Origin of the sequence: Bifidobacterium sp. M0307, assembly GCF_016100445.1 — a bacterium.
Classification (GTDB): domain Bacteria; phylum Actinomycetota; class Actinomycetes; order Actinomycetales; family Bifidobacteriaceae; genus Bombiscardovia; species Bombiscardovia coryneformis.
The window spans coordinates 799,494-821,124 of the sequence record NZ_JACFSL010000001.1 but is presented as its reverse complement, the minus strand read 5'-3'; the positions used below and the strand labels follow the sequence as shown (position 1 = coordinate 821,124).

Annotated in this window: 13 protein-coding genes and 2 tRNA genes; 9 read left to right on the top strand and 6 right to left on the bottom strand. The window is 59.8% G+C overall.

What is annotated here, in order from left to right; genetic code table 11:
* Positions 1–70 precede the first annotated feature (70 nt).
* The gene (gene pyk / locus H3V08_RS03260; protein WP_033490199.1) at positions 71–1,513 is read left to right on the top strand and encodes a pyruvate kinase; all 1,443 of its coding nucleotides are present in this window, start codon (positions 71–73) and stop codon (positions 1,511–1,513) included.
* Between the two features lie 90 nt (positions 1,514–1,603).
* Here the strand turns inward: pyk and H3V08_RS03255 are convergent, their stop codons facing one another.
* The gene (locus tag H3V08_RS03255) at positions 1,604–2,197 is read right to left on the bottom strand and encodes an NUDIX domain-containing protein (RefSeq protein ID WP_198182106.1); all 594 of its coding nucleotides are present in this window, start codon (positions 2,195–2,197) and stop codon (positions 1,604–1,606) included.
* Positions 2,198–2,316: 119 nt separating this feature from the next.
* Here H3V08_RS03255 and H3V08_RS03250 point away from each other — a divergent pair.
* From H3V08_RS03250 to H3V08_RS03230, 5 genes are all read left to right on the top strand, one after another.
* Positions 2,317–2,390: transfer RNA gene (locus H3V08_RS03250), tRNA-Leu, on the top strand.
* 68 nt (positions 2,391–2,458) lie between these two features.
* Entirely contained in the window at positions 2,459–3,082 is a 624-nt protein-coding gene (locus tag H3V08_RS03245) for a response regulator (protein ID WP_033490198.1), read from the top strand.
* A gap of 10 nt (positions 3,083–3,092) precedes the next feature.
* Entirely contained in the window at positions 3,093–5,981 is a 2,889-nt protein-coding gene (gene polA / locus H3V08_RS03240) for a DNA polymerase I (RefSeq protein WP_198181575.1), read from the top strand.
* Between the two features lie 19 nt (positions 5,982–6,000).
* Positions 6,001–6,945, top strand: a complete 945-nt coding sequence (locus tag H3V08_RS03235; protein WP_198181574.1) for a Nif3-like dinuclear metal center hexameric protein — start codon at positions 6,001–6,003, stop codon at positions 6,943–6,945.
* 115 nt (positions 6,946–7,060) lie between these two features.
* Positions 7,061–7,804: an NUDIX hydrolase gene (locus tag H3V08_RS03230; protein ID WP_198181573.1), complete on the top strand. Its 744-nt coding sequence runs from the start codon at positions 7,061–7,063 to the stop codon at positions 7,802–7,804.
* On the opposite strand, the gene H3V08_RS03225 is transcribed toward H3V08_RS03230, so the two are convergent.
* A tRNA-Pro gene (locus tag H3V08_RS03225) sits at positions 7,786–7,859 on the bottom strand. The two genes, H3V08_RS03230 and H3V08_RS03225, sit on opposite strands and share 19 nt — an antisense overlap.
* A 93-nt stretch (positions 7,860–7,952) precedes the next feature.
* Between H3V08_RS03225 and aroA the strand changes: the two genes are divergently transcribed.
* Both aroA and H3V08_RS03215 read left to right on the top strand, forming a co-directional pair.
* Positions 7,953–9,311 (top strand): 3-phosphoshikimate 1-carboxyvinyltransferase, encoded by a 1,359-nt coding sequence (gene aroA, locus H3V08_RS03220; protein WP_198181572.1) that lies wholly within the window; start codon positions 7,953–7,955, stop codon positions 9,309–9,311.
* A 34-nt stretch (positions 9,312–9,345) separates the two neighbouring features.
* The gene (locus H3V08_RS03215; RefSeq protein WP_198181571.1) at positions 9,346–10,146 is read left to right on the top strand and encodes an inositol monophosphatase family protein; all 801 of its coding nucleotides are present in this window, start codon (positions 9,346–9,348) and stop codon (positions 10,144–10,146) included.
* Between the two features lie 123 nt (positions 10,147–10,269).
* Here the strand turns inward: H3V08_RS03215 and H3V08_RS03210 are convergent, their stop codons facing one another.
* The 3 genes from H3V08_RS03210 to H3V08_RS03200 form a co-directional block, all read right to left on the bottom strand.
* Complete coding sequence (locus H3V08_RS03210) at positions 10,270–11,496, bottom strand: acetate/propionate family kinase (RefSeq protein WP_045921319.1); 1,227 nt, start codon at positions 11,494–11,496, stop codon at positions 10,270–10,272.
* Positions 11,497–11,708: 212 nt separating this feature from the next.
* On the bottom strand, positions 11,709–13,418 hold the full coding sequence (gene pta / locus H3V08_RS03205) for a phosphate acetyltransferase (protein WP_232340095.1): 1,710 nt from the start codon (positions 13,416–13,418) through the stop codon (positions 11,709–11,711).
* A 247-nt stretch (positions 13,419–13,665) separates the two neighbouring features.
* Positions 13,666–16,140, bottom strand: coding sequence for a phosphoketolase (locus H3V08_RS03200; protein WP_198181569.1), 2,475 nt, complete (start codon positions 16,138–16,140; stop codon positions 13,666–13,668).
* A gap of 417 nt (positions 16,141–16,557) precedes the next feature.
* Here H3V08_RS03200 and guaA point away from each other — a divergent pair, with 417 nt between their 5' ends.
* Positions 16,558–18,120 carry a glutamine-hydrolyzing GMP synthase gene (guaA, locus tag H3V08_RS03195; RefSeq protein WP_198181568.1) on the top strand — a complete coding sequence of 521 codons (1,563 nt, stop codon included), beginning with the start codon at positions 16,558–16,560 and terminating at the stop codon, positions 18,118–18,120.
* 119 nt (positions 18,121–18,239) lie between these two features.
* Here guaA and H3V08_RS03190 read toward each other — a convergent pair whose 3' ends face one another.
* Positions 18,240–21,629: a DEAD/DEAH box helicase family protein gene (locus H3V08_RS03190; RefSeq protein ID WP_198181567.1), complete on the bottom strand. Its 3,390-nt coding sequence runs from the start codon at positions 21,627–21,629 to the stop codon at positions 18,240–18,242.
* Between the last annotated feature and the right edge of the window lie 2 nt (positions 21,630–21,631).

Here is a 21,631-nt window from a genome sequence, read left to right as displayed (position 1 = left end):
TAGGCATGTAATTCAATGAAAGGGGTCCCTTGCGGACTCCATACAAGACCTATGAATAGGCAGGCATTAGATGCGCAAAGCCAAGATTGTGGACACTATCGGACCGGCTTCGGAGTCTCTGGAGAACCTCACCAAGCTCGTTGAGGCGGGTATGGATGTCGCCAGGCTGAACCGTTCGCACGGCACCCCCGAGGACCATCTCAAGGTCTACAACAACGTGCGCCAGGCCAGCAAGGAGACAGGGCGCAACGTAGCAGTCCTGGTTGATCTCCAGGGCCCCAAGATTCGTTGTGGCTGGTTCAAGAAGAACGAGCAGGGCGAGGACAAGGTCCAGCTCAAGAACGGTCAGGAATTCATCATCACCACCGACGATGTCGAGGGTGACGAGCACATGACCTCCACCACCTTCAAGGGACTGCCCGGTGACTGCCACCCCGGCGACCCCATCCTGATCGACGACGGCAAGGTCCGCCTGGAGGTCACCAAGGTCGAGGGCAACAAGGTATACACCAAGGTCATCGTGGCCGGCCCCGTCTCCTCCCACAAGGGCATCAACCTGCCGGGCGTGGCCGTCAGCCTGCCTGCGCTGACCGAGAAGGATGAGGACGATCTGCGGTGGGGCATCCGCACCGGTGCCGACATCATCGCCATGTCCTTCGTCCGCTTTGCAAGCGATATCGATCGTGCGCATGAGATCATGGACGAAGAGGGACGTCGTATCCCGATCGTGGCCAAGATCGAGAAGCCCCAGGCTGTCGATAATCTGGAAGACATCGTCAAGGTCTTCGATGGCATCATGGTCGCCCGCGGCGATATGGCCGTCGAGATGCCTTTCGAGGAGGTCCCCCTGGTCACCAAGCGCTGCATCGAGCTGGCACGTCAGTACGCCAAGCCGGTCATCGTGGCCACCGAGGTCCTGGGATCCATGGTTCACTCCCCGGTTCCGAGCCGTGCAGAGGCCTCTGACTGCGCCAACGCCGTCCTGGATGGCGCTGATGCGACCATGACCTCCAACGAGACCGCTGTCGGAGACTATCCCGACACCACGGTCACCACCATGTCCAGGATTTCCGGCTACGCCACCACCCATGGCTTCGACAGGATCCCCAGCCTGCAGAACTTCGACATGTCCAATTCCGGTGCAGTCTCCTCGGCTGCCGTGGACCTGGCCGATAAGCTCAACGCCAAGGCCATCGTCGCCTTCACCCAGACCGGCAACACGGTTCACAGGATCTCCCGTGAGCGTCCTGCGGCCCCGATCTATGGCCTGACCACCAACGAGCACACCTTCCACTGGCTGGCCCTGAGCTGGGGCACCGAGGCCTTCCTCTGCGAGGACGACTACCATGACTTCACCAGGGTCAACCTGATGAAGTACGTCGACAAGGCGCTCAAGGATGCCGGTAAGGTCGAGGACGGCGATCAGCTGGTTGTGCTCAGCTGCGCCCAGGGTGAGCACGAACCCGGCAACACCGACTCGATTTATGTCCACACGGTGGGTGAGACCGAGTGATTCAGTTCTGAATACACTAAGTGCCCGGTTTTCCCGAGAGGGGACCGGGCACTTTCGTATGATTATCGCTTGATTGATCTTGCCTGACCGTCAGTGCAGATCCGAGAGACCGATTTTGGCCCTGAGCACTGCGATGGTGGTCTTGGCATCCAAGATCGTTCCGGCAATGACCATGTCGTAGGCTTCGTCGATGGTAAACAGCCGCACGTCCTGATGAGGTGTTTCCGGAGCCAGGCTGGCCGGGGCGACAGGAGTGAGTCCCTCCGCGTAGAAGAGGGTGGTGTGCTGGGTGGAGAAGCTGGGTGTATTGATGAAGCGTGCGAACTGGTTATAGGAGGTGGCTACGTAACCGGCCTCTTCCCTGAGGCGTCTGGTTGCGACATCGATTGGAGCCTCCTTGTCGTTCAGAGGGTGTCCTGCCGGCAGTTCAAGTGTCCACCGGTGTGTGGGGAGCCTGTACTGCTCAACCAGGGGAATCCGACCATCATCGGTGATGGCGAGAACGGCTATGGTGTCACCGTTCTTCTCGCTGACGATGCTCCTGTCGAACTGCTCATTGTCGCTGGAGGCATAGGTGACCTTGTCGACGCTGAAATAGTGGCTGTCCATTATCTGCTTGCGTGACTTCTCTTCGACAGGGGATGGACGCCACGGATCGAACCGCCTATAGATCTGGCTGGTCATCATGCTCTCCTTTGATAGATGAAAGGGATACGTTCCCTCCTTTTGTATTGTAAGGCTGAATCAACACGAAAGCACTTGCTTCGTCTCTAAAGTATGCTAAATTCACTGTGGTATGGAAAGCCCCCGTATCCCAATTGGTAGAGGAAACGGCCTCAAAATCCGTGCAGTGTGAGTTCGAGTCTCACCGGGGGCACGATAAAATGAGCCCCGTGCTCTTGACATCCACTTGGATGGGGAGCGCGGAACATGATGAAATGAGGTTTGAAAGTGGCTTCGGATATTGCGGACCGCGACGATTCCCCCAAGGGGCGCACAGTAGTCGTGGCTGAGGATGAGGCTTTGATCAGGCTCGATACCGTTGAAGCACTTGAAGATGCAGGATACGACGTGGTTGGGCAGGCTGCCAGCGGGCAGGAAGCCATCGACCTTACCCGTGAGCTGCGCCCGGATGTGGTGGTCATGGACGTCAAGATGCCCGGCACCGATGGCATTACTGCAGCCACCGAAATTGCCGAGGAGAACCTTGCACCGGTGGTCATGCTGACGGCTTTCTCGCAGCAGAACCTGGTGGAAAAGGCTGCTGATGCAGGGGCCATGGCCTACGTGGTCAAACCGTTCGCCCCCGAGAAGCTTCTTCCTGCCCTTGAGGTGGCCATTTCACGCTTTGACCAGATCAACACGCTCAAGGATGAGGTCACGGACATGAAGGCCCGGTTCGAGGCCCGCAAGCGGGTGGACAGGGCCAAGGGCCTCCTGATGGAGAATATGGGGCTGACCGAGTCCGAGGCATTCCGCTGGATTCAGAAGACCTCGATGGATCGCCGTCTGACCATGCAGGAGGTTGCAGACGCGGTGATTTCCCAGGTCCAGGGCTCAGACAACTAAGCGGCGCGTGATGGAAGAGGCCAAGACCCAAAACGGTGCAAGCGGCAAGCTTCTGGTCGTGGACGGTCATTCTTTGGCCTTCAGGGCTTTTTACGCCCTTCCTGTCGAGAGCTTCACCACCACGACCGGCCAGCCGACCAATGCGGTCTGGGGCTTTGCCACCATGCTCGCCGATATCATCGCCAAGGAGAAGCCCACCCATATGGGAGTCGCCTTCGATGTCAAGGGCGGCACCTTCCGCAACAAACTCATGCCCGATTACAAGGGCACCCGTGAGGCTGCGCCTGAGGATCTCCTTTCCCAGCTGCCCCTGGTGGAGGACCTTCTTGAGGGTCTCGGCATCACCTACATCGTCAAACCCGGGTACGAAGGTGATGATGTCATCGGCACCCTGGCCACCATGGGAGAGGCCGCGGGCTTCGACACGTTGGTCCTCTCCGGCGACAGGGATGCCTTCCAGCTGGTGAGCGACAAGGTGACGGTCCTGTACCCCGGGCACCATTTCAAGAACCTCAAGCACATGACCCCGCAGGCCATCGTCGACAAGTACAAGGTGACCCCCAGCCAGTATCCGGATCTGGCGGCCATGCGCGGTGAGGGAGCGGACAATATCCCGGGTGTGCCCGGAGTCGGTGACGGATTCGCGGCCAAGTGGATCAACACTTACGGCAGCCTGGAGAACATCCTCGATCACGCTGAGGAGATAGGCGGCAAGAAGGGGCAGGCCCTGGCAGAATGCAGGGACCAGGTCATGCTGAACAGGAAGGTCAACGCCCTGGTGCGTGACCTGGATCTGGGGGTCACGGTCAAGGACCTCGCCTTCGGAACCATCCACACCGATAAGGTGGTGCCGATTTTCGACAAGCTGCAGTTCAGCCCCACCACACGCAAGAAGATTCTTCGTGGATTCAATACGGTGGAGGATTACGACTACTCGTCGGCCTCGGCCGTGGCAGGCGGAGAGGACCAAGTGGTCTTCAAGGAGCCCGTTTCGGACACGGTCGATGATCCGAAGGCCCTGGAAGAATGGGCCGACAAGCATCTGCCTGACAAGGAAGGGTCGATTCGCTCGGCCCAACAGGTCAACGACATGGCAGATACCCTTAGCCGGGATGTGGACACCAGGCAGTCGGCCGACAGGGATACGGAATGCGCCGAGGCCATGAAGGATCACTGGGTCCTGTATGCCAGAGGCGCCTCCAATCATGGTGACTACAACCTTCAGGAACTTTCCATCCTGTCGATCGACGGCCATGGAATCGCCTTCGCAGCCGATGACCTGGATACCGGTATGGTGAAGGCCATCCAGGGATTGCTGGATGCTCGCGTAGGTTCATGCGTCGTGCACGGATACAAGGAGCACCTGCATTTCCTGGGAAGTCGGAACCTGCATGTTCCCATGCCACTCTTCGATACCAAACTGGCCGGGTATCTGGCCGAGCCGGATTTCCACGCCGATGATGTGGAGGGGGCTGCGGCCCACTTCCTGGGCATCCCCATCGAAAAGGAACCTGAGGCGACCCAGGGCAGTCTCTCCCTTGACGGGTCACCCGAAGAGGACAAGGAGAGCCGAGGGTCCAGGATTCTTCGTCAGGCGCAGTATGTGATGATGCTGGCCGACCGGCTCCAATCACTCATTGATGAGCGTCATCAGTATGGCCTGCTCCGTACCATTGAGCTGCCCACCTCCAGGGTCCTTGCGGATATGGAGACCGAGGGGGCCAAGGTGGATGATGCCCGCCTCAAGGCCATGCATGACCAGTTCTCAGCGGAGGCCAGACAGGCCCAGGACATTGCCTGGCAGCGTGCCGGTACACAAGTCAACCTTCAGAGCCCCAAGCAGCTGCAGAAAGTCCTCTTCGAGGATATGGGCCTGGCTCCCTCCCATAGGACGAAGACCGGCTCCTATTCCACCAACGTTGCGGTCCTTCAGGACCTTTACATCAAGTCCGTAAACAATGAACGGGCAAACGACTTCCTTGGTGCCCTGCTCAAGCACAGGGAGACCAATAAGCTCAAGCAGATCGTCCAGACGCTTCGCGAGGCCATAAACCCGCACGATGGCCGCCTCCACACCACCTATGAGCAGACCGTGGCTGCCACGGGCAGACTGAGCTCGGTTGACCCGAACCTGCAGAACATCCCCAACAGGGATGCCCGAGGCCGGGAGATTCGTTCCGCCTTCGTTCCCGGTGAGGGGTACGAGGCCCTGCTGAGTTCGGATTACTCCCAAGTGGAGTTGCGCATCATGGCCGACCTGTCCGGCGACCAGGCTTTGATTGAGGCATTCAAGTCGGGTACGGACTTCCACCGTTACGTGGCAAGTCTGGTCTATGACATACCCATGGATGAGGTCAGCAGCGACCAGCGTTCGCACGTCAAGGCCATGAGCTACGGCCTGGCCTACGGGCTCAGCACCTATGGGCTGGCCCAGCAGCTTAAGATAAGCCCGGCTGCGGCTGATGTGCTGAAGGCCAAGTACTTCGCCACCTTCGGCAAGGTCCACGAGTATCTTGAGTCCCTGGTGGCGGATGCCCGTGAGAAAGGCTATACGGAGACCATGTTCGGCAGGAGGCGCTACTTCCCCGGATTGCGCTCCAATCGACGCCCAACACGTGAGGCGGCTGAACGCGGCGCCCTGAACGCACCCATCCAGGGGTCCGCTGCCGACATCATGAAGATCGCCATGATCAAAGCCAGCCGTGCCCTTGATCGGGAGGGTTTGAAGAGCCGTATCTCCCTGCAGATCCATGACGAACTTCTGGTGGAGATTGCGCCGGGAGAGGCTGAAAAAGCCACCAAACTGGTCAAGGACTCCATGGAGCACGCGGTCAGCCTTGCCGTCCCGCTGGATGTGTCTACAGGCATCGGGCAGGACTGGCAGCTGGCGGCCCACTGATTCGGTTAGGAGGGGGGGCATGTCCATGTCGGCCGATGAGAGTCGCAAGGGAGCCGTTGCGCCTGTTCTGGGTCAGGTGGTCAAGGTCCTTGAAGCACTCTACCCACTGGACTATGCCGAAGACTGGGACCACCCAGGGCTTGTTGTTGGCGACCCTTCCTGGCCGGTTCGCCGGATTGTATGTGCCGTTGATCCCAGACCTGATGTGGTCGAGGAGGCCATCGCTCTTGAGGCGGATCTTCTGATCACCCATCATCCGCTCTTCTTCCGGTCGGTCCATGAGGTGTCCGGCATGGGCTTCCGCGGGGCCATCGTCAATAGGTTGATAAGTGGCCGTTGCGGGCTCTGGGTCGGACATACCAATGCCGATGCGGCCTATAGGGGAGTGGCCCAGGCTGCAGCTGATCTCTTTGGCCTTCAGGAGACCAGGCCCCTGGTTTCCGCCGGAACGTCGGACCATGACCTTCACGCCGGAGAGGACATCCAGGTCGGGCTGGGACGTCTGGGAAGGCTCCCTGAGCCCCTGTCATTGGTGGATTTGGCACGTCGGGTGGCTGATATTCTGCCCAAGACCCAGATGGGTATCCAAGTGGCTGGCCCCGAGTCCGCCATGGTTTCCACAGTGGCGGTCCTTCCGGGTTCCGGTGATTCGGAATTCGAAGCGGTCCGGACCGCGGGGGCGGATGTCTACATCACCAGTGACCTCCGTCACCATCCCGCAACCGATGCCTTCCAGGAGGCCTTGTACGCGGCCGGGCTGTCGGATTCCATTGGGGCGGACGGACCGAAGGAGCACCATCCCAGGCCCATGCTGATCAACACCCCCCATTCGGCCATCGAGGGATTATGGTTCCGCTACGCCTTGGAAGACATACCTGCGGCCGTCCACGAGGCGACTGGATTCACTCCCGACATACGGGAGTCCTCGATACAGACCGATCCATGGACTCTGGTGCTGCGCTGATTCTTCGGCAGTGCTTCTGAACCTGATTCATGAGCCCACCCTGAACGTCGGGCCATAAGCCGGTCGTCGGCGCCCGTTGCCCGGGGCCGGGATGTTTGGAAGGACAGTGGGAGAAATGACCGATACCAAATACCAGGCGAGTCTTGGAAACACCCATGGCACCGATGGTGCCGCGGGGCCCACCATTGATCAGCGTCTGGCTGAGCTGGGTGGAGAGGGGACCGACATGTCCATCGAACCCCGGGAGATCCATAGCCAGGAGGTCTTTTCGGGTCCCATTTTCACTGTTCTGGACAAGCTCATAGAGCTGCCCCAGACCGACGGTTCCACGGACCGTATTCGGCGACAGCTGATCCATCATGACCCCTGTGTGGTCATACTGGTTCATGACTTGGCCGTCGACACCTACCTACTGACCAGGGAGTACAGGGTCGGTGCGGGTGGGTACGTCCACGGTCTGCCCGCCGGCTTCATCAACCGGGGAGAGACACCGGTCCAGGCCGCCCTGCGTGAGCTGCATGAGGAGACCGGTCTGGTGCCGGGCAGTGAGAAGTCTCACGGCTCTGCGGAGGGTGGTCGGTTGGACCTCGACCAGGACTCAGGCTTCTTCGACAAGGGTCCGGGGGTCTACTCTTCCCTGGGAATGAGCGATGAGTTCGGTCATACCCTGGTCTTGCACTTGCATAAATGGCACAAAGAGGGGCGACGTTTCGACCCTGGAGAGCACATCCAGTCGACCTGGGTGACATGGGAGGAATTGGTGGCAGCTCGTATCCAGGATTCCAAGGCTGTTGTGGCCATCCAGCACGAGGCCATCAGACGCCTCCAGGAGGGGAAGAGTCGGGCTAGCCGGATTTGAACCGGCGACATCCTGCTCCCAAAGCAGGCGCGCTACCAAGCTGCGCTATAGCCCGTTGCCCGGAGGTGGTCCCGCCAGGCACAATTCATCAATATAGCACGATGGCCCAACCGTCTGGTTTCGGTCAAGCTCCGCGCTTGCGGCTACCATGGGGACCATGACAGTGGAAGAGATATGGGCGGCACCGCAGGCCACCGAATCCTTGAATGCCGAGGTAACCATACCGGGGAGCAAATCCCTCTCCAACAGGTATCTGGTTTTGGCGGCACTGGGAAGTCGACCTGTCAGACTGACCGGTCTGCTCAGGTCACGGGATACGGACCTGATGATCCGGTCCCTGGAGGCTCTCGGGGTGGATTGCCGGATCGATCCGGACAACCCGACGAGTTTGGAGGTCCTTCCACCAGCTGATGGTCGCTTCACCGGTGGGGCCCGGGTGGACTGCGGGCTTGCCGGAACCGTCATGCGGTTCGTGCCTGGTCTGGCCATGCTGGCGGATGGTCCCACTCGCTTCGACGGGGATCGTCAGGCCTATCATCGTCCCATGGGCCCCCTTCTTGACGGGTTGGCCCAGTTGGGGGCCAAGATTGAGTATCTGGGGGAGGAAGGGTTTCTTCCCTTTGTGCTGACGCCACCGGATCATCTGACCGGCAGAGTGGTCACCATCGATTCTTCGGCCTCATCACAGTTCATTTCCGGACTTCTGCTTCTGGCTGCCAGGGCGGATGGCACCATGACCATCGTCCACTCAGGTGAGCATCTTCCCAGTCTTCCGCACATCGCCATGACCGTTGAGGATCTTCGCCAGGCCGGGCTCGAAGTCATGGCGGATGAAGCACACTGTCGGTGGAGTGTTGAAGGCAGGGGAGCGGCGGGGACGCAGTTACCCAATCGGGTCCAGGTGGAACCCGACCTGTCGAATGCCGCTCCCTTCCTTGGGGCTGCCCTGATAGGAGGCGGACAGGTCTGTGTGCCCAACTGGCCTGACCGGACGACCCAGCCTGGCGGCCTGCTGCCGGGATATCTGGAGACACTGGGGGCGACGGTTGAGATGGTTCTCGACGGGCAGGGGGGCACCTCATGCAGGGTGACGGGCGGAGATGTCATCCACGGCCTTGGTGACATCGACTTGTCACCGGCAGGTGAGATCGTTCCCTCCATTGCGGCGATGCTGGTCTTTGCGGACGGTCCGAGCCGTCTTCACGGCATTGCCCATCTGCGAGGACACGAGACCAACAGGCTCAAGGCGTTGGTGACGGAAATCACCAAGGTGGGAGGCTGCGCCCGTGAACTGGATGATGGACTGGCCATTGAACCCGTGCCCATCCAGGACATGCATGGGGCTGTCATGGAGACCTATGCCGATCATCGCATGGCCACCTTTGCCGCAATGATTGGACTGAGGATACCTGGTATCCGGGTGCGCAACATCGGCACTACGGCCAAGACCATGCCCGACTTCCCCGGCATGTGGGCTGGGATGCTGGCGGAAGGCAGGCGAGGCTGAGCCGCCTCGGGGATTCAGCGAAAGGAACCGTATCATGAGCATCGAGGCTGAGGAGTGGTCCTTGCAGGACGATCTGGACCTGGCCATTGCCATGGCCGGACAGGCGGACCTGGTCACTACGGACTATTTCAATTCGCCGCATCTCCACGTCGAACGGAAAGCGGACAATACACCTGTCACCCAGGCCGACAGGGAAGCGGAAGCGGTGATCCGTCGCATACTGGCCGAGGTCAGGCCTGATGACACCGTCTATGCCGAAGAGCTGGGAAGGCAGGAGTCCAACGGACGACGATGGATCATCGACCCTATTGACGGAACCAAGAACTATGTGCGTGGTGTCCCCGTATGGGCAACCCTGATAGGGCTGGAGGTGGATCACCAAATGGTGGTCGGTGTGGTTTCCGCCCCTATGCTGGGTACCATCTGGTACGCCGCCCGAGGGATGGGTGCCTATATGGTGCGGCAGGGCGAAGCCCCCCAGGCAATCCACGTATCCAAGGTGGATCGTATGGAAGATGCCTCCATGTCCATATCGTCCCTGACCGGGTGGAAGGCCATCGGCCGGCGGGAGCAGCTTATCGACCTGACGGATAGGATATGGCGTTTGCGCGGATTCGGCGATTTCTGGCAGTACATGCTCCTGGCCCAGGGAGCCATAGATCTGGCTGCCGAGCCGGAGCTGGACCTCTACGATATGGGGGCGCTGGTCCCCATTGTGACCGAGGCAGGAGGCACCTTCACAGACCTGTCAGGCAATCCAGGTCCCTGGGGAGGCAATGGCCTGGCCAGTAACGGACTTCTGCACAAGGAGGCCTTGTCGGCTTTGGGCCGATGACGATATGAAATGAGGTCGTCAACCACACTTGAACTGTGGTTGACGACCTCATTTCATACCTGACCGCCTACCCTATGGTCTCACTCCCCGGAGGGGATAAGGCGAGGGTTGGACAGCCCGGTCTCAGGCCTGAAACTTGTTGCCGTAGGAATCACCCTCGTTGGCGACGACCTCTGCCTGACGGGCGATGGAGAGCTCTTCGTTGGTGGGGACGATGCAGACCTTGACCGAACTGTCGGGGGTCGAGATGATTCTGCGTTCCTTGGACCGCACATCGTTCTTGGCCTCATCCAGCTTGATGCCGAAGGGAGCGAGCTGCTGGATGACGCGCCTGCGGACGATTTCATCGTTCTCACCGACACCAGCGGTAAAGGTGATGGCATCCAGGCCGCCCATCTGAGCGGTGTAGTTTCCGATGTAGCCGACGATGCGGTGAACATAGATGTCGAGTGCCAGCTTGGCATCCTTGTCGCCCTCGGCGATCAGGCGGTGAATCTCACGCATGTCACCGAAGCCGGTCATGCCGGTCATGCCGGAACGCTTGTTGAAGAGGGTGTCCAGTTCGTCGACGCTCATGTGGGCGTTGCGAATCAGGTGGAAGACCACGGCAGGGTCGATGTCGCCGGTACGGCCGCCCATGACCAGACCTTCGAGAGGGGTCAGGCCCATGGAGGTCTCAATCGGTTTGCCGGAGACCTGTGCAGAGGCTGAAGCTCCGTTACCGATGTGCAGCACAATCTGGCGCAGACCTTCGGCGGGCTTGCCGATCAGGTCGGGGACCAGCTGCCCCACATACTGGTGGCTGGTGCCGTGGGCACCGTAGCGACGGATCTGATACTGCTCGGCAATCTCCTTGTTCAGTGCGTACGTGGAGGCTTGTTTGGGCAGATCGAAGAAGAAGGAGGAATCGAAGACGAAGACCTGCGGAGTATCGGGCATGAGCTTGCTCATGACTTCGGCCCCCTCGGCCTCGGGACCGTTGTGGAGGGGAGCGAGAACCGCCAGATCCTTGACCTGGTTCAGGGTCTTTTCTGTCAGCAGTGCAGGCTTGGGGAAGAGGGAGCCGCCCTGGACCACCCTGTGGCCGACAGCGATGATTCCGGCTTCGTCCAGATTCGGGCCATACTCTTTGAAGAAGTCCAGAACACGCTTCAGGCCGGTCTCGTGGTTGTGGATGGGCTCTTCCAGCTCATGCTTCTGACCCTGATACTCATGCTTGTAATGTCCGTCAACGGGTTCGCCGATCTTCTCGACCAGGCCGGAGGCCAGGGCCTGGCTGGTCTCCAGATCCACCAGCTGATACTTGATCGAGCTGGAACCCGAATTGATGACTAGGACGGTTTTCGCCATTGGGGCATCCTCCTGATGTACTGGATGGAGCATACAGCTCCTCAATCAGTCAACAGATTACTCGCCACCCCTTACAAATGGCTTTGAAATGCTGTTTTTGATACCTGATCCTCCGGTGGATCCAAGTGCACGCGAGAGGCCCCGGCCTGTATAAAGTGCCGGGGCCTCAGAAGGATGCCATACAACCCTGTAAGTGTGTGTCGCTATCGGGCTCAGTCCTGCTGGGCTTCGACGGCGGTCAGGGCCACGGTATTGATGATGTCGGCCACCAAAGCACCACGGGAGAGGTCGTTCACCGGTCGGTTCAGACCCTGAAGAACAGGGCCTATGGCCAGGGCGCCCGAGGTGCGCTGGACGGCCTTGTAACCGATGTTTCCTGCACAGAGATTGGGAAAGACGAAGACGTTGACCTGGCCGGCGACGGGGTCTCCCTGGGCCTTGGTGGCGGCTACGGTGGGGGACCAGGCCGCATCGAACTGGATTGACCCGACGATGGGCAGGTCAGGGGCCTTCTCCTTGGCCAAACGGGTGGCCTCCTCGACCAGATCCACATCGGGACCCTTACCGGAGCCCAGTGTGGAATATGAGAGCATACCGACCTTGGGCTCGATGCCAAACGACTTCGCGGTCTGGGCCGATTGGATGGCGATATCGGCCAGTTGCTCGGCGTTGGGGTTCAGGTTGATTGCACAGTCGGCGAAGACGGCCACATGGTCTCGGAAGCACATGAGGAAGGCCCCGGAGACGAGGGAGGCATCAGGTTTGGTCTTGATGACCTGGAGGGCGGGACGGACTGTATTGGCTGTGGAGTTGATGGAACCGGAGACCAGACCATCGGCCCTGCCCATGATGACCAGCATGGTGCCGAAGTAGGAGGCATCAGCCAGCTGCTGACGTGCCTGGTCGTGGGTCATTCCCTTCTTGGCTCTGAGTTCACAGAGTTTATCGGTCATGGGTTCCAGGACACTCTCATCGTCCATGGCCTGGAAGGTGGCCTTGTCAAGACTGGTCAGCCCCAACTCCTTGCCGCGTGCCAGTATGGCGTCCTCTTCGCCGACGATGATCAGATCGACGATGTCGCGGGCCAGCAGGTAGTCAGCGGCCTTGATGATGCGGTCCTCGCCTCCCTCAGGCAGCACAATGGTCTTCTTGTCCGCCTTGGCTCTGGCCAGGAGGTCGTTCTGGAAGGCTACAGGGGTGGTAACTTGAGGATTGGTCTCATCAACGGCCTTGAGCACTTGGTCGATGTCGACATCGCTGCTGAATGCGCTGTAGGCCTCTTCGCGTACCTGCTCAGCTTCCGGAGCTGTGTCGAATTCCCTCTTGGAGACGGTCCAGATCGGGCGATCATAATCCCTGAAGACCTCTTGCAGGGGTTCTTTCTGATCTTCCTCGCAACCTGAGATGAATACCCCTGCCAGGGTGGTGCCACTGGCTTCGACGGTCTTGCGGCAGGCCTGAACGGTCTTCAGAACCTGCCCGGGTTCGCGTCCGATGGTGCAGACCACCAGAAGGACGGGGGAGCGGAGGTCTGCGGCGATGTCAGAATTCAGCTCCATGATCTCAGGGTCAAATACTTTGGAATGGTCGCTGCCCACCACCAGAAGCATATCGGGGTCGGTCTGCGCAATGACCCGGTCGCGGGCCACCAAGGCATCTGCGCGGGTCTGGACCGTGTCCTGTGTGGCCTTGCAGGGGCATGTCCCTCGGCTATCTGCTGCGGTCAGGTCCTGAGCACTGCTGGCTGCGATGAGGGTGTTGGTCAGCATCTCCTTGTGGCAGGCCACCGGACGCAGGATGGCCGTCTTCATCCGGGCTGAAAGGGCCTTTGTCAGACCGTAGGCCACGACGTTACGGCCGTTCGCCGCCTCCGGGCTGATGATGGTGATGCTTGTAGGTCTCACTGTGCCTCTCCCGTTCATACGTTGTATGTGACTGCCTTGTTCACAACCATTCATCAGTATAGTGCCGATGGCAGCCGAAGTGCCTGCCTGTTGTGCACACCGATGTCATGCCTTTCGGCAAAGTAAATCGACCTGATGGTTTTCAGAAGCCGCCCTTGGGGATCTTCATGGGTAGGAAAAATCCCCACCGCCCGAAGACGGTGGGGATTTCGGAGTTTACCGGTGCCGGGACTGACGAATCAGCCCAGGGTGCCAACCGGTGATATTACTCGTTGTCTCCAGCGGTCGCGGCGGTTGCGGAGATGGTCTCCTGTCCGGCGCGGTTGGCATCGGGCCAGACCCAATCGGTGTAATCGGGGTGGTCGTAACCGTTGTCCACGGCGAACTGGAAGGCCTCGTCGCGGAACTTGGTCCACTTGTCGATCTGGTCGGCGTACTTCTGTGCGTCCACCATCTGCAGGGCGGAGGCCGCCAGGCACCAACGATCCATGTTGTTGACGCGCACCATATCGAAGGGTGTGGTGGTGGAACCCTGCTCCTCGTAACCGTGAACCTTGAAGCTGTCATGGTTGGGACGGCCGTGGATCAGGCGGTAGATCGAGCCCGGATAGGCGTGGAAGGCGAAGAGGACGGGCTTGTCCTTGCTGAAGAGCTCAGTGAACTCCTCATCGGACAGGGCCTGGTCGTTCTCCTCGACATCCTGGATCTTCAGCAGGTCGACAACATTCACGAACTGGACCTTCAGACCCAGCTTCTGAAGCATGTCATCGGCTGCCAGAGCCTCCTGGGTGGGGACGTCACCAGCGGTGGCGATGACGACGTCGGCGTCCTCGGCGTCCTTGGCGTTGGAAGCCCAATCCCAACGTGCAGCGCCCTTCTCCAGCTCGGCTGCCGCTTCGTCCACAGTCTGATAGGTGGCTGCGGGCTGCTTGCCGGCGAAGATGGCGTTGATGCAGTTGGTGGACTTGTAGCAACGCTCACCGACGTTCAGCAGCATGTTGGCATCCGCAGGGAAGTAGATGTTGCTGACGTGGTCGTTGTTGAAGTTCTTGTTCAGCAGGATGTCGACGAAGCCGGGATCCTGATGCGAGAACCCGTTGTGGTCCTGGCGCCAGACGTGCGAGGTGACCAGGAGGTTCATGCCGGCGATGGGCTTGCGCCACGGAATCTCGCGGACCGTTGCCTCCAGCCACTTGGCGTGCTGGTTGATCATCGAATCGACAACGTGCACGAAGGACTCATAGGAGCTCCAGATGCCGTGACGACCGGTCAGGAGGTAACCCTCCAGGAAGCCTTCCATCTGGTGCTCGGAGAGCTGCTCAATGATCTGGCCGGTGTGGGCCATGTGCTCGTCGGTCAGCTCGGAGAGGTAGTCGGCGTCCCACTGCTTGTTGGTCACATCGAAGGCGGCGGCCAGACGGTTCGAAGCCGTCTCGTCGGGGCCGAAGATGCGGAAGTCGGTGGGGTTCTTGGCCATGACGTCGCGGGTGTAGTAACCCAGGACGCGGGTAGCCTCGGTGGCGCCCCAGCCGTGACCATGCTTCTTGACGTCGATCTCGTAGTCGTGAACGTCAGGCAGCTCCAGCGGCTTCAGGAGACGTCCGCCGTTGGCATTCGGGTTCTCGCCGATACGCAGGTCGCCCTTGGGCATGAAGCTGGTCACCTCGGGCCGCAGAGCGCCCTTCTCGTCGAAGAGCTCGCCGGGGTTGTAGGAGGACAGCCAGTCCTTGAGGACCTGGAAGTGAGCCTCGGTGTCGCGCGCGGAAGCCAGCGGCACCTGGTGCGAACGCCAGGAGCCCTCGGTCTTCTTGCCATCGATGAACTTGGGGCAGGTCCAACCCTTGGGCGTGCGGAAGATGATCATCGGGTAGAAGGGACGAGTCATATCGTCGGTCTGTGCACGAGCCTTGATGTCGCAGATCTTGTCGAAGACGGTCTCCATGAGTTCGGCGAACCGAGCGTGGATGGAGATGTGGTCCTCATCGTCGAAGCCGGCGACGAACTCGAAGGGCTCGTAACCCATACCGTGGAAGAACTCATGGAGTTCCTCGTCGGAAATGCGCGACAGGATGGTCGGGTTGGCGATCTTGTAGCCGTTCAGGTGCAGGATCGGCAGGACGATGCCGTCGGTGCGGGGGTTGACCAGCTTGTTGGACTGCCAGCCGGTGGCCAGGGGGCCGGTCTCAGCTTCGCCGTCGCCGACGATGCAGGGCACGAAGAGGCTGGGGTTGTTCATGATGGCGCCATAGGCGTGGGAGAGGGCATAGCCCAGCTCGCCGCCCTCGTGGATGGACCCGGGGGTCTCCGGGGCGAAGTGAGAGGGGATGCCGCCCGGATAGGAGAACTGGCGGAAGAACTTCTGCATCCCGGACTCATCATTGGTGATCTGGGGGTAGTACTCGTTGTAGGTACCGTCCAGGTAGGACTGGGAGGTACCGGCGGGGCCGCCGTGGCCCGGTCCCATGATGATCACGGTGTTCTGCTGATGGTCCGCAATCAGTCGGTTGATATGGCCCAGCAGGAAGTTCAGGCCGGGGGTGGTGCCCCAGTGGCCTACCAGACGGTGCTTGACATCCTCCCGGGTGAAGGGTTCCTTCATCAGGGGGTTGCTGCGAAGATAGATCTGTCCGATGGAAAGGTAATTGGCGGCGCGCCAATACTTATCGACGGCCTCGAGGGTCTCCTCGGCGATGGGGGTTTCCAGCTTCGCCCAGGGGGTGCCAATAACAGGATTCGTCATGTGTACTCCTGCACTTTAGTGCGATTGTTTATTATCCTCGGTTACAGGTCATAATGTCGTTTCTTCAACGCCAGTCAGGACCCATATCCAATGCCTCTTATGGTACGTGAGAGAGCCGACTTTCTGAGCGTTTTCTTACTGTGGGTGTTCACTATTGTGAGGAAAAGCGCATATTTTGTCTGGTTTCACTCATCTTGGCAGTCCGGAACAAGGCCATTTGAGGCTGAATGATATAGGACCGAAAGGCCTACGGGGGTTTACGTGGCATCCGTGTGCCTCAACCAGTCAACGGGGGCGAATGCGGGTACTATCATTGTCTGAAACACCGGCAATACTATAGGTATCCTTATGTCCGGAATCCAGGTTCCGGTGCAGGTAAGGTCACCAAACTAGATACACGTATATATAAGGAGTCATATGGCACAGGGTCCCGTCCTGGTGGTCGATTTCGGCGCACAGTATGCACAGCTTATTGCCAGGCGCGTCAGGGAGGCGGGCGTCTATTCGGAGCTGGTTCCGCATTCCATGTCAGTGGATCAGATGCTGAATAAGGACCCCCAGGCCATCATCCTCTCGGGCGGACCTGCCTCTGTGTATGTGGACGGCGCCCCCACCATCGATAAGCGCATCTTCGAAGCGGGCGTACCTGTGTTGGGTATCTGCTACGGCTTCCAGGTCATGGCTCATGAACTTGGCGGGCGGGTCGATAAGGCGGCCCTGGGTGAGTATGGCAAGACGGAAGCTGCGATTGATGCCTCCAAGGGGATTCTTCAGGATTCCCCGGCAAGTCAGGATGTCTGGATGAGCCATGGTGTGGCTGTCATCCAGGCCCCTGAGGGCTTCGAGGTTCTGGCCCATACCGAGGGGGCCCCGGTCGCGGCCATGCAGGATCCGGCCAGGGGACTCTATGGGGTTCAGTGGCACCCCGAGGTCACCAACACTCCTTTGGGGCAGGACCTCATCGAACACTTCCTTCATGACTGTGCCGGTCTGCCCTCCAACTGGAACGCCTCAAATATCATCGAGGATCAGGTTCAGGCGATCCGCCGCGAGGTAGGCCCTCACCAGGTCATCTGCGGACTCTCGGGCGGTGTGGACTCGGCCGTTGCGGCCGCACTGGTCCATAAGGCGGTAGGGGATCAGCTCACCTGCGTCTTTGTTGACCATGGCCTCCTGCGTAAGGGTGAGGTGGAGCAGGTCAAGCATGATTTCGTCAAGGCCACCGGCATCAAGCTGATTGCCGTGGACGCTTCAGATGACTTCCTTGCCGCCCTGAAAGGCGTTTCCGAGCCTGAGCGCAAGCGGAAGATCATCGGCGAGAAGTTCATCCGTACCTTCGAGAAGGCTGCAAGACAGGTTGTCGAGCAGGCCGGGCAGAAAGGGGAGGAGGTTCGCTTCCTGGTCCAGGGAACCCTCTACCCGGATGTGGTGGAGTCCGGTGGCGGGGATGGTGCCTCCAACATCAAGTCGCACCATAATGTCGGTGGTCTTCCTGATGATTTGAACTTCACCCTTGTGGAGCCTCTGCGGGCCCTATTCAAGGATGAGGTACGTGCCATCGGCACCGAGTTGGGGCTGCCTGACGAAATTGTCTGGCGTCAGCCCTTCCCCGGTCCCGGTCTGGGCATCCGCATCATCGGTGACATCACCAGGGAGCGACTTGACCTCCTGAGGGATGCTGATGCCATCGCCCGTGAGGAAATGACCAAGGCCGGCCTGGACAGGGATATATGGCAGTGCCCGGTGGTCCTTCTGGCCGATGTCCATTCCGTCGGTGTTCAGGGCGATGAACGCACATACGGCTCACCCATCGTTCTGCGCCCAGTCAGTTCAGAAGATGCCATGACGGCCGATTGGTCTAGGCTTCCCTACGATGTGCTAGCCACCATCTCCACTCGAATCACCAACGAGTGCATAGGCATCAACCGTGTGGTTTTGGATGTCACCTCCAAGCCGCCGGCAACCATCGAGTGGGAGTAGACTGACAGGGCTTTGACCTGCGCTTTTGAGTGCCGCGCAGTGCCGGCTATATGCCGCAACTGCGCGTGCCTCTTCATCGCGCCAGTCCTGCAGGTTATCGACTGCGTCCGCTATGCGCTTTACGCCTCGCTCAGCTTGGGCCCGAAGACGCGCTCAACGTAGGCGTCCAGCGTGCCCTCCTCGGCAAGCTGTGCAGAGTCCGCGAGTTCGAAGTTCGAGTCGCATCCCCGGCCGACCTCGTCGTGGAAGCCCAGGATGAAGTGCGTGGCGATTTCATAGATGATCTTGGTGGGGGCGATGCCGAACACCTGACGCTCCAGGATATGGTTCAGTCGTTCCCTGTCGTCCGGGAAGGCGGCCTTCATACCGTCGCTTCGGTACAGCCGCTTGATGATCTCGGTGATATAGAGGCCAGACTTCATATACAGGTCGGCAAAGGTGTGGTTCGGGTCGTCGAAGCAGCCCGGGTTCTCCTTCTCAAAAAGATCCACCATCTCGACTACGACGTTGCGCGGCGTGAAGATCTGGTTGGTCTTCTGTGGTGGCACATAGTCGAAGATGTCCTCCGTCTGGGATTCGTCGAGATAGTTTGCCAGGCGCTTGCGCAGCTTGATGAACTCGCTCACGGAGTCGTTGAACACCACCTCGTCGAAGAGGTGCCCGACGAAATGCTTCGTTTCGCCGGTCTCGGCGTCCGTGTAGTCGCCGCCGTCGCGTAGGAAGCGGAACTCGTCCACGGTGATGCTCGTTACTTCAAGGAAAACGTCGGAGGGAATCACTGTGTCGAAGTTCGCTAGCGTTGTGTCCTCCTCGCCATAGGCCATGAGGAACGACGGGATGGTACGCGAGAAGCCGCGCAGATGGGCGCGCACCTGATCCTCGATGCCCTGCTTCTCGTCCTCTTTCTTCGCTGTCTCTACTTCGCGCACCACGGTCTCACCCGCGCTCTGCACGAGCTCCTCGCGGGAGTCCTCGAGCTTCTGGGTGAGTGCCTGGAATGCCTCGGCTTTCTGCTCGTCATACCGTTGGTTCACCTCGGTGCGTTCGGCTGCGCTGGTTGCCGCCTCGAGCTCGTCCTCGCGCGACTGCTCGAGGCGGCGCGCCTGGATCTGATAGTCGCCAACCTGCCGGTTGAGCTGAATGTCGGCATCCGCCTGAACCTTACGCTCGATCTGCTGCTGCTGGCGTGGCTTGAGTTCACTACCGTAGCTTTCTTTGGCGGTCTGCACCAAAGGTATGGTCACGCTCTGCTTGAAAGACTCCTTGAGTTTGTCGAGCAGCTTCCTGACATCGTCTTCGTCATTGGCCTCATGATCCCTTGCGATGTTGTCCACGTGGCTTGAGAATTCCGAGGTGATGTCGCTGTAGACCTTCGGTCCGAAGATGTCCGCCGCCTTGCCAACGACCTGCTCGTTGGGAATTTCCACCTCACCCTCGTCGTTGATCGAGAGCTCGTCGGCTGTGCCCCCATCGATCTCGACTTTGTTCCTCTCGGCGTTCTGCGCCTTGCCTTGCTCGTAGGGATCGAAGCGCTGGATTATCTCCACGACCTCTGCTGGCGCGCGGAAGACACTCGCGATGTTCTGAAACAGGAAGTTGCTCATGAAGCCGCGCTTAACAACCTCGCGAGCGTGTATGCGCCTCGGCACGCTGAGCACATGTTCGGCGTCGAGCTCGACCATCTGCCCCTCGTCGTCCTCACCGTAGACGGGGAAGAAGTTCAACAGCTGGCGGATATGGTGCTCTCGCGTCTCCACGTCTCCGCCGCCTCGTGCAGTCTCTCCATACAGGTCGTTGGCGAACTGCTCAAAGACGGTGAGTGTGCGTGCGGGGTCGAAGTCGAAGACATAGGCGTTCTCCTTGCGAGCGTAGTTGCCTCCGCCTAGGTCGAACAGATGTGGGTTCTGGCTGCGGAAGGCCGCCTGCATGTACAGCGCGGGGCTCGTTATGTTCGAGAGCATGAGCACGGCGGTCCACTCAGGTACGGTCACGCCCGTGGTGAGCTGACCCACCGACAGCGTGATGGTCTTGTCGTGGTCCTTGATCGCGCGGCGTACTTTGTCGAGCGACTCCTCGTTCTCGTCGTCGGTGTCGACCTTGCCGTCGCCGGCGGCGAACACCACCTCGTAGTCCCTGAAGACGCGGTGCGCCTGTAGCTTCTTGGCGAGGGCGCGGGCGGAGTCGACGCGGTTGAGCATCCAGAACGTGTGGCGCAGCTCTTCGCGCAGCTCGGGCGTCGAGAACGGGAACTTCTCCTGTGTGGTGAGCGCGTCGAGGAACTTATCCACGTCGGCGTCGTGCACGAAGCAGCCGTTCTGTCCGGTCGAGAAGAACTCGTTGAGGTCGAAGGCGAACTCCGTCTGCTCACCGTCGATCTCCATGCCGCTGCGGGCCTCCTGCTCAACGATGTCGCTCATCTTGTAGGTGAGCAGGTTGAGCTTAGGGAGGTTGGAATAGGGGTTCGGTTGCTCAGAATCGACCGGCCAGTCGCGCTTGGCCTGCTGCTCGTCGGCGTAGGTCCAGTTGTAGATGGCGTCGTCGGCGAACTTCTCGTTGGCGATGGCCTTGAAGGGAGTGCCGGATAGATGCAGCGTGAAGCAACGCTTGATGTGGCCGAAGGCTACGTCGGTCTTGAAAGTGTCCACGCCCTCGTGTGCCTCGTCGATGATGAGCACGTCCCAGGTGAGGTCGGCCACCTCGTTGAGCTTCTGGTATACGCCGCCGAAGCGGATGGAGCCCTTGAGGTCTTGAAGGCTCACGAACTCGATGAACCCTTTGACGCCATCCGGGTCGTTGCGGATAGCGCGTAGGTATTCCTCGCGGCTGATGCAGTAGGGTTTGCCGTTCAGGGTGTCCACACTGCTGATGAAGCGGTAACCGCCCTCTACTCCTACGAACTTCTCGTAGTCGTCGTACCAGGAGTTGGCGATGGCGGGACGGTTGGTGACGATGAGTACCTTCTGCGCGCCAATGCTGCGGCACAGGTCATAGGCGGTGAGTGTCTTCCCGAAGCGCGGTTTGGCATTCCACAGGAACTCGCCGCCATGCACACCGCTCTCGTCCCAATGGGCGTGGGCGAAGGCGCTCGTTTGCTTCACAGCACGCTGTTGCTCGGTGCGCAGGATGTAGGAGGCGGTGCCAGGGGTGTCGAGTACGCCGCCGGTGTCGCGGAATCGGTAGAACTGCCGGCGGGACTCCTCGCCGCTGATCTTGAACCATTCCTTTTTGGGTTCGCGCTCGACGCCCTGCTTTTCTAAATACGCGTGGAAGTCGGTGTCGTGGAACGTGCCCGCCTGATGCTCCCACGTAGCGTTACCGCTCCACTCCAGGTGCCACTGCACATCGGCGGTGTGCGTCTGCTGCTTGATGCGCTTGCGTACGTCCTGCTCGGTGTAGCCGATTTTTGTCCAGCCGTTATGGCGAACGATTTCGGGCGTGGTATAAGCGTAAATCTGCGGCACCGCAGGCGCAGTGGTCTCGATGATTTGGGTGATGTCGATACCTGCCATAG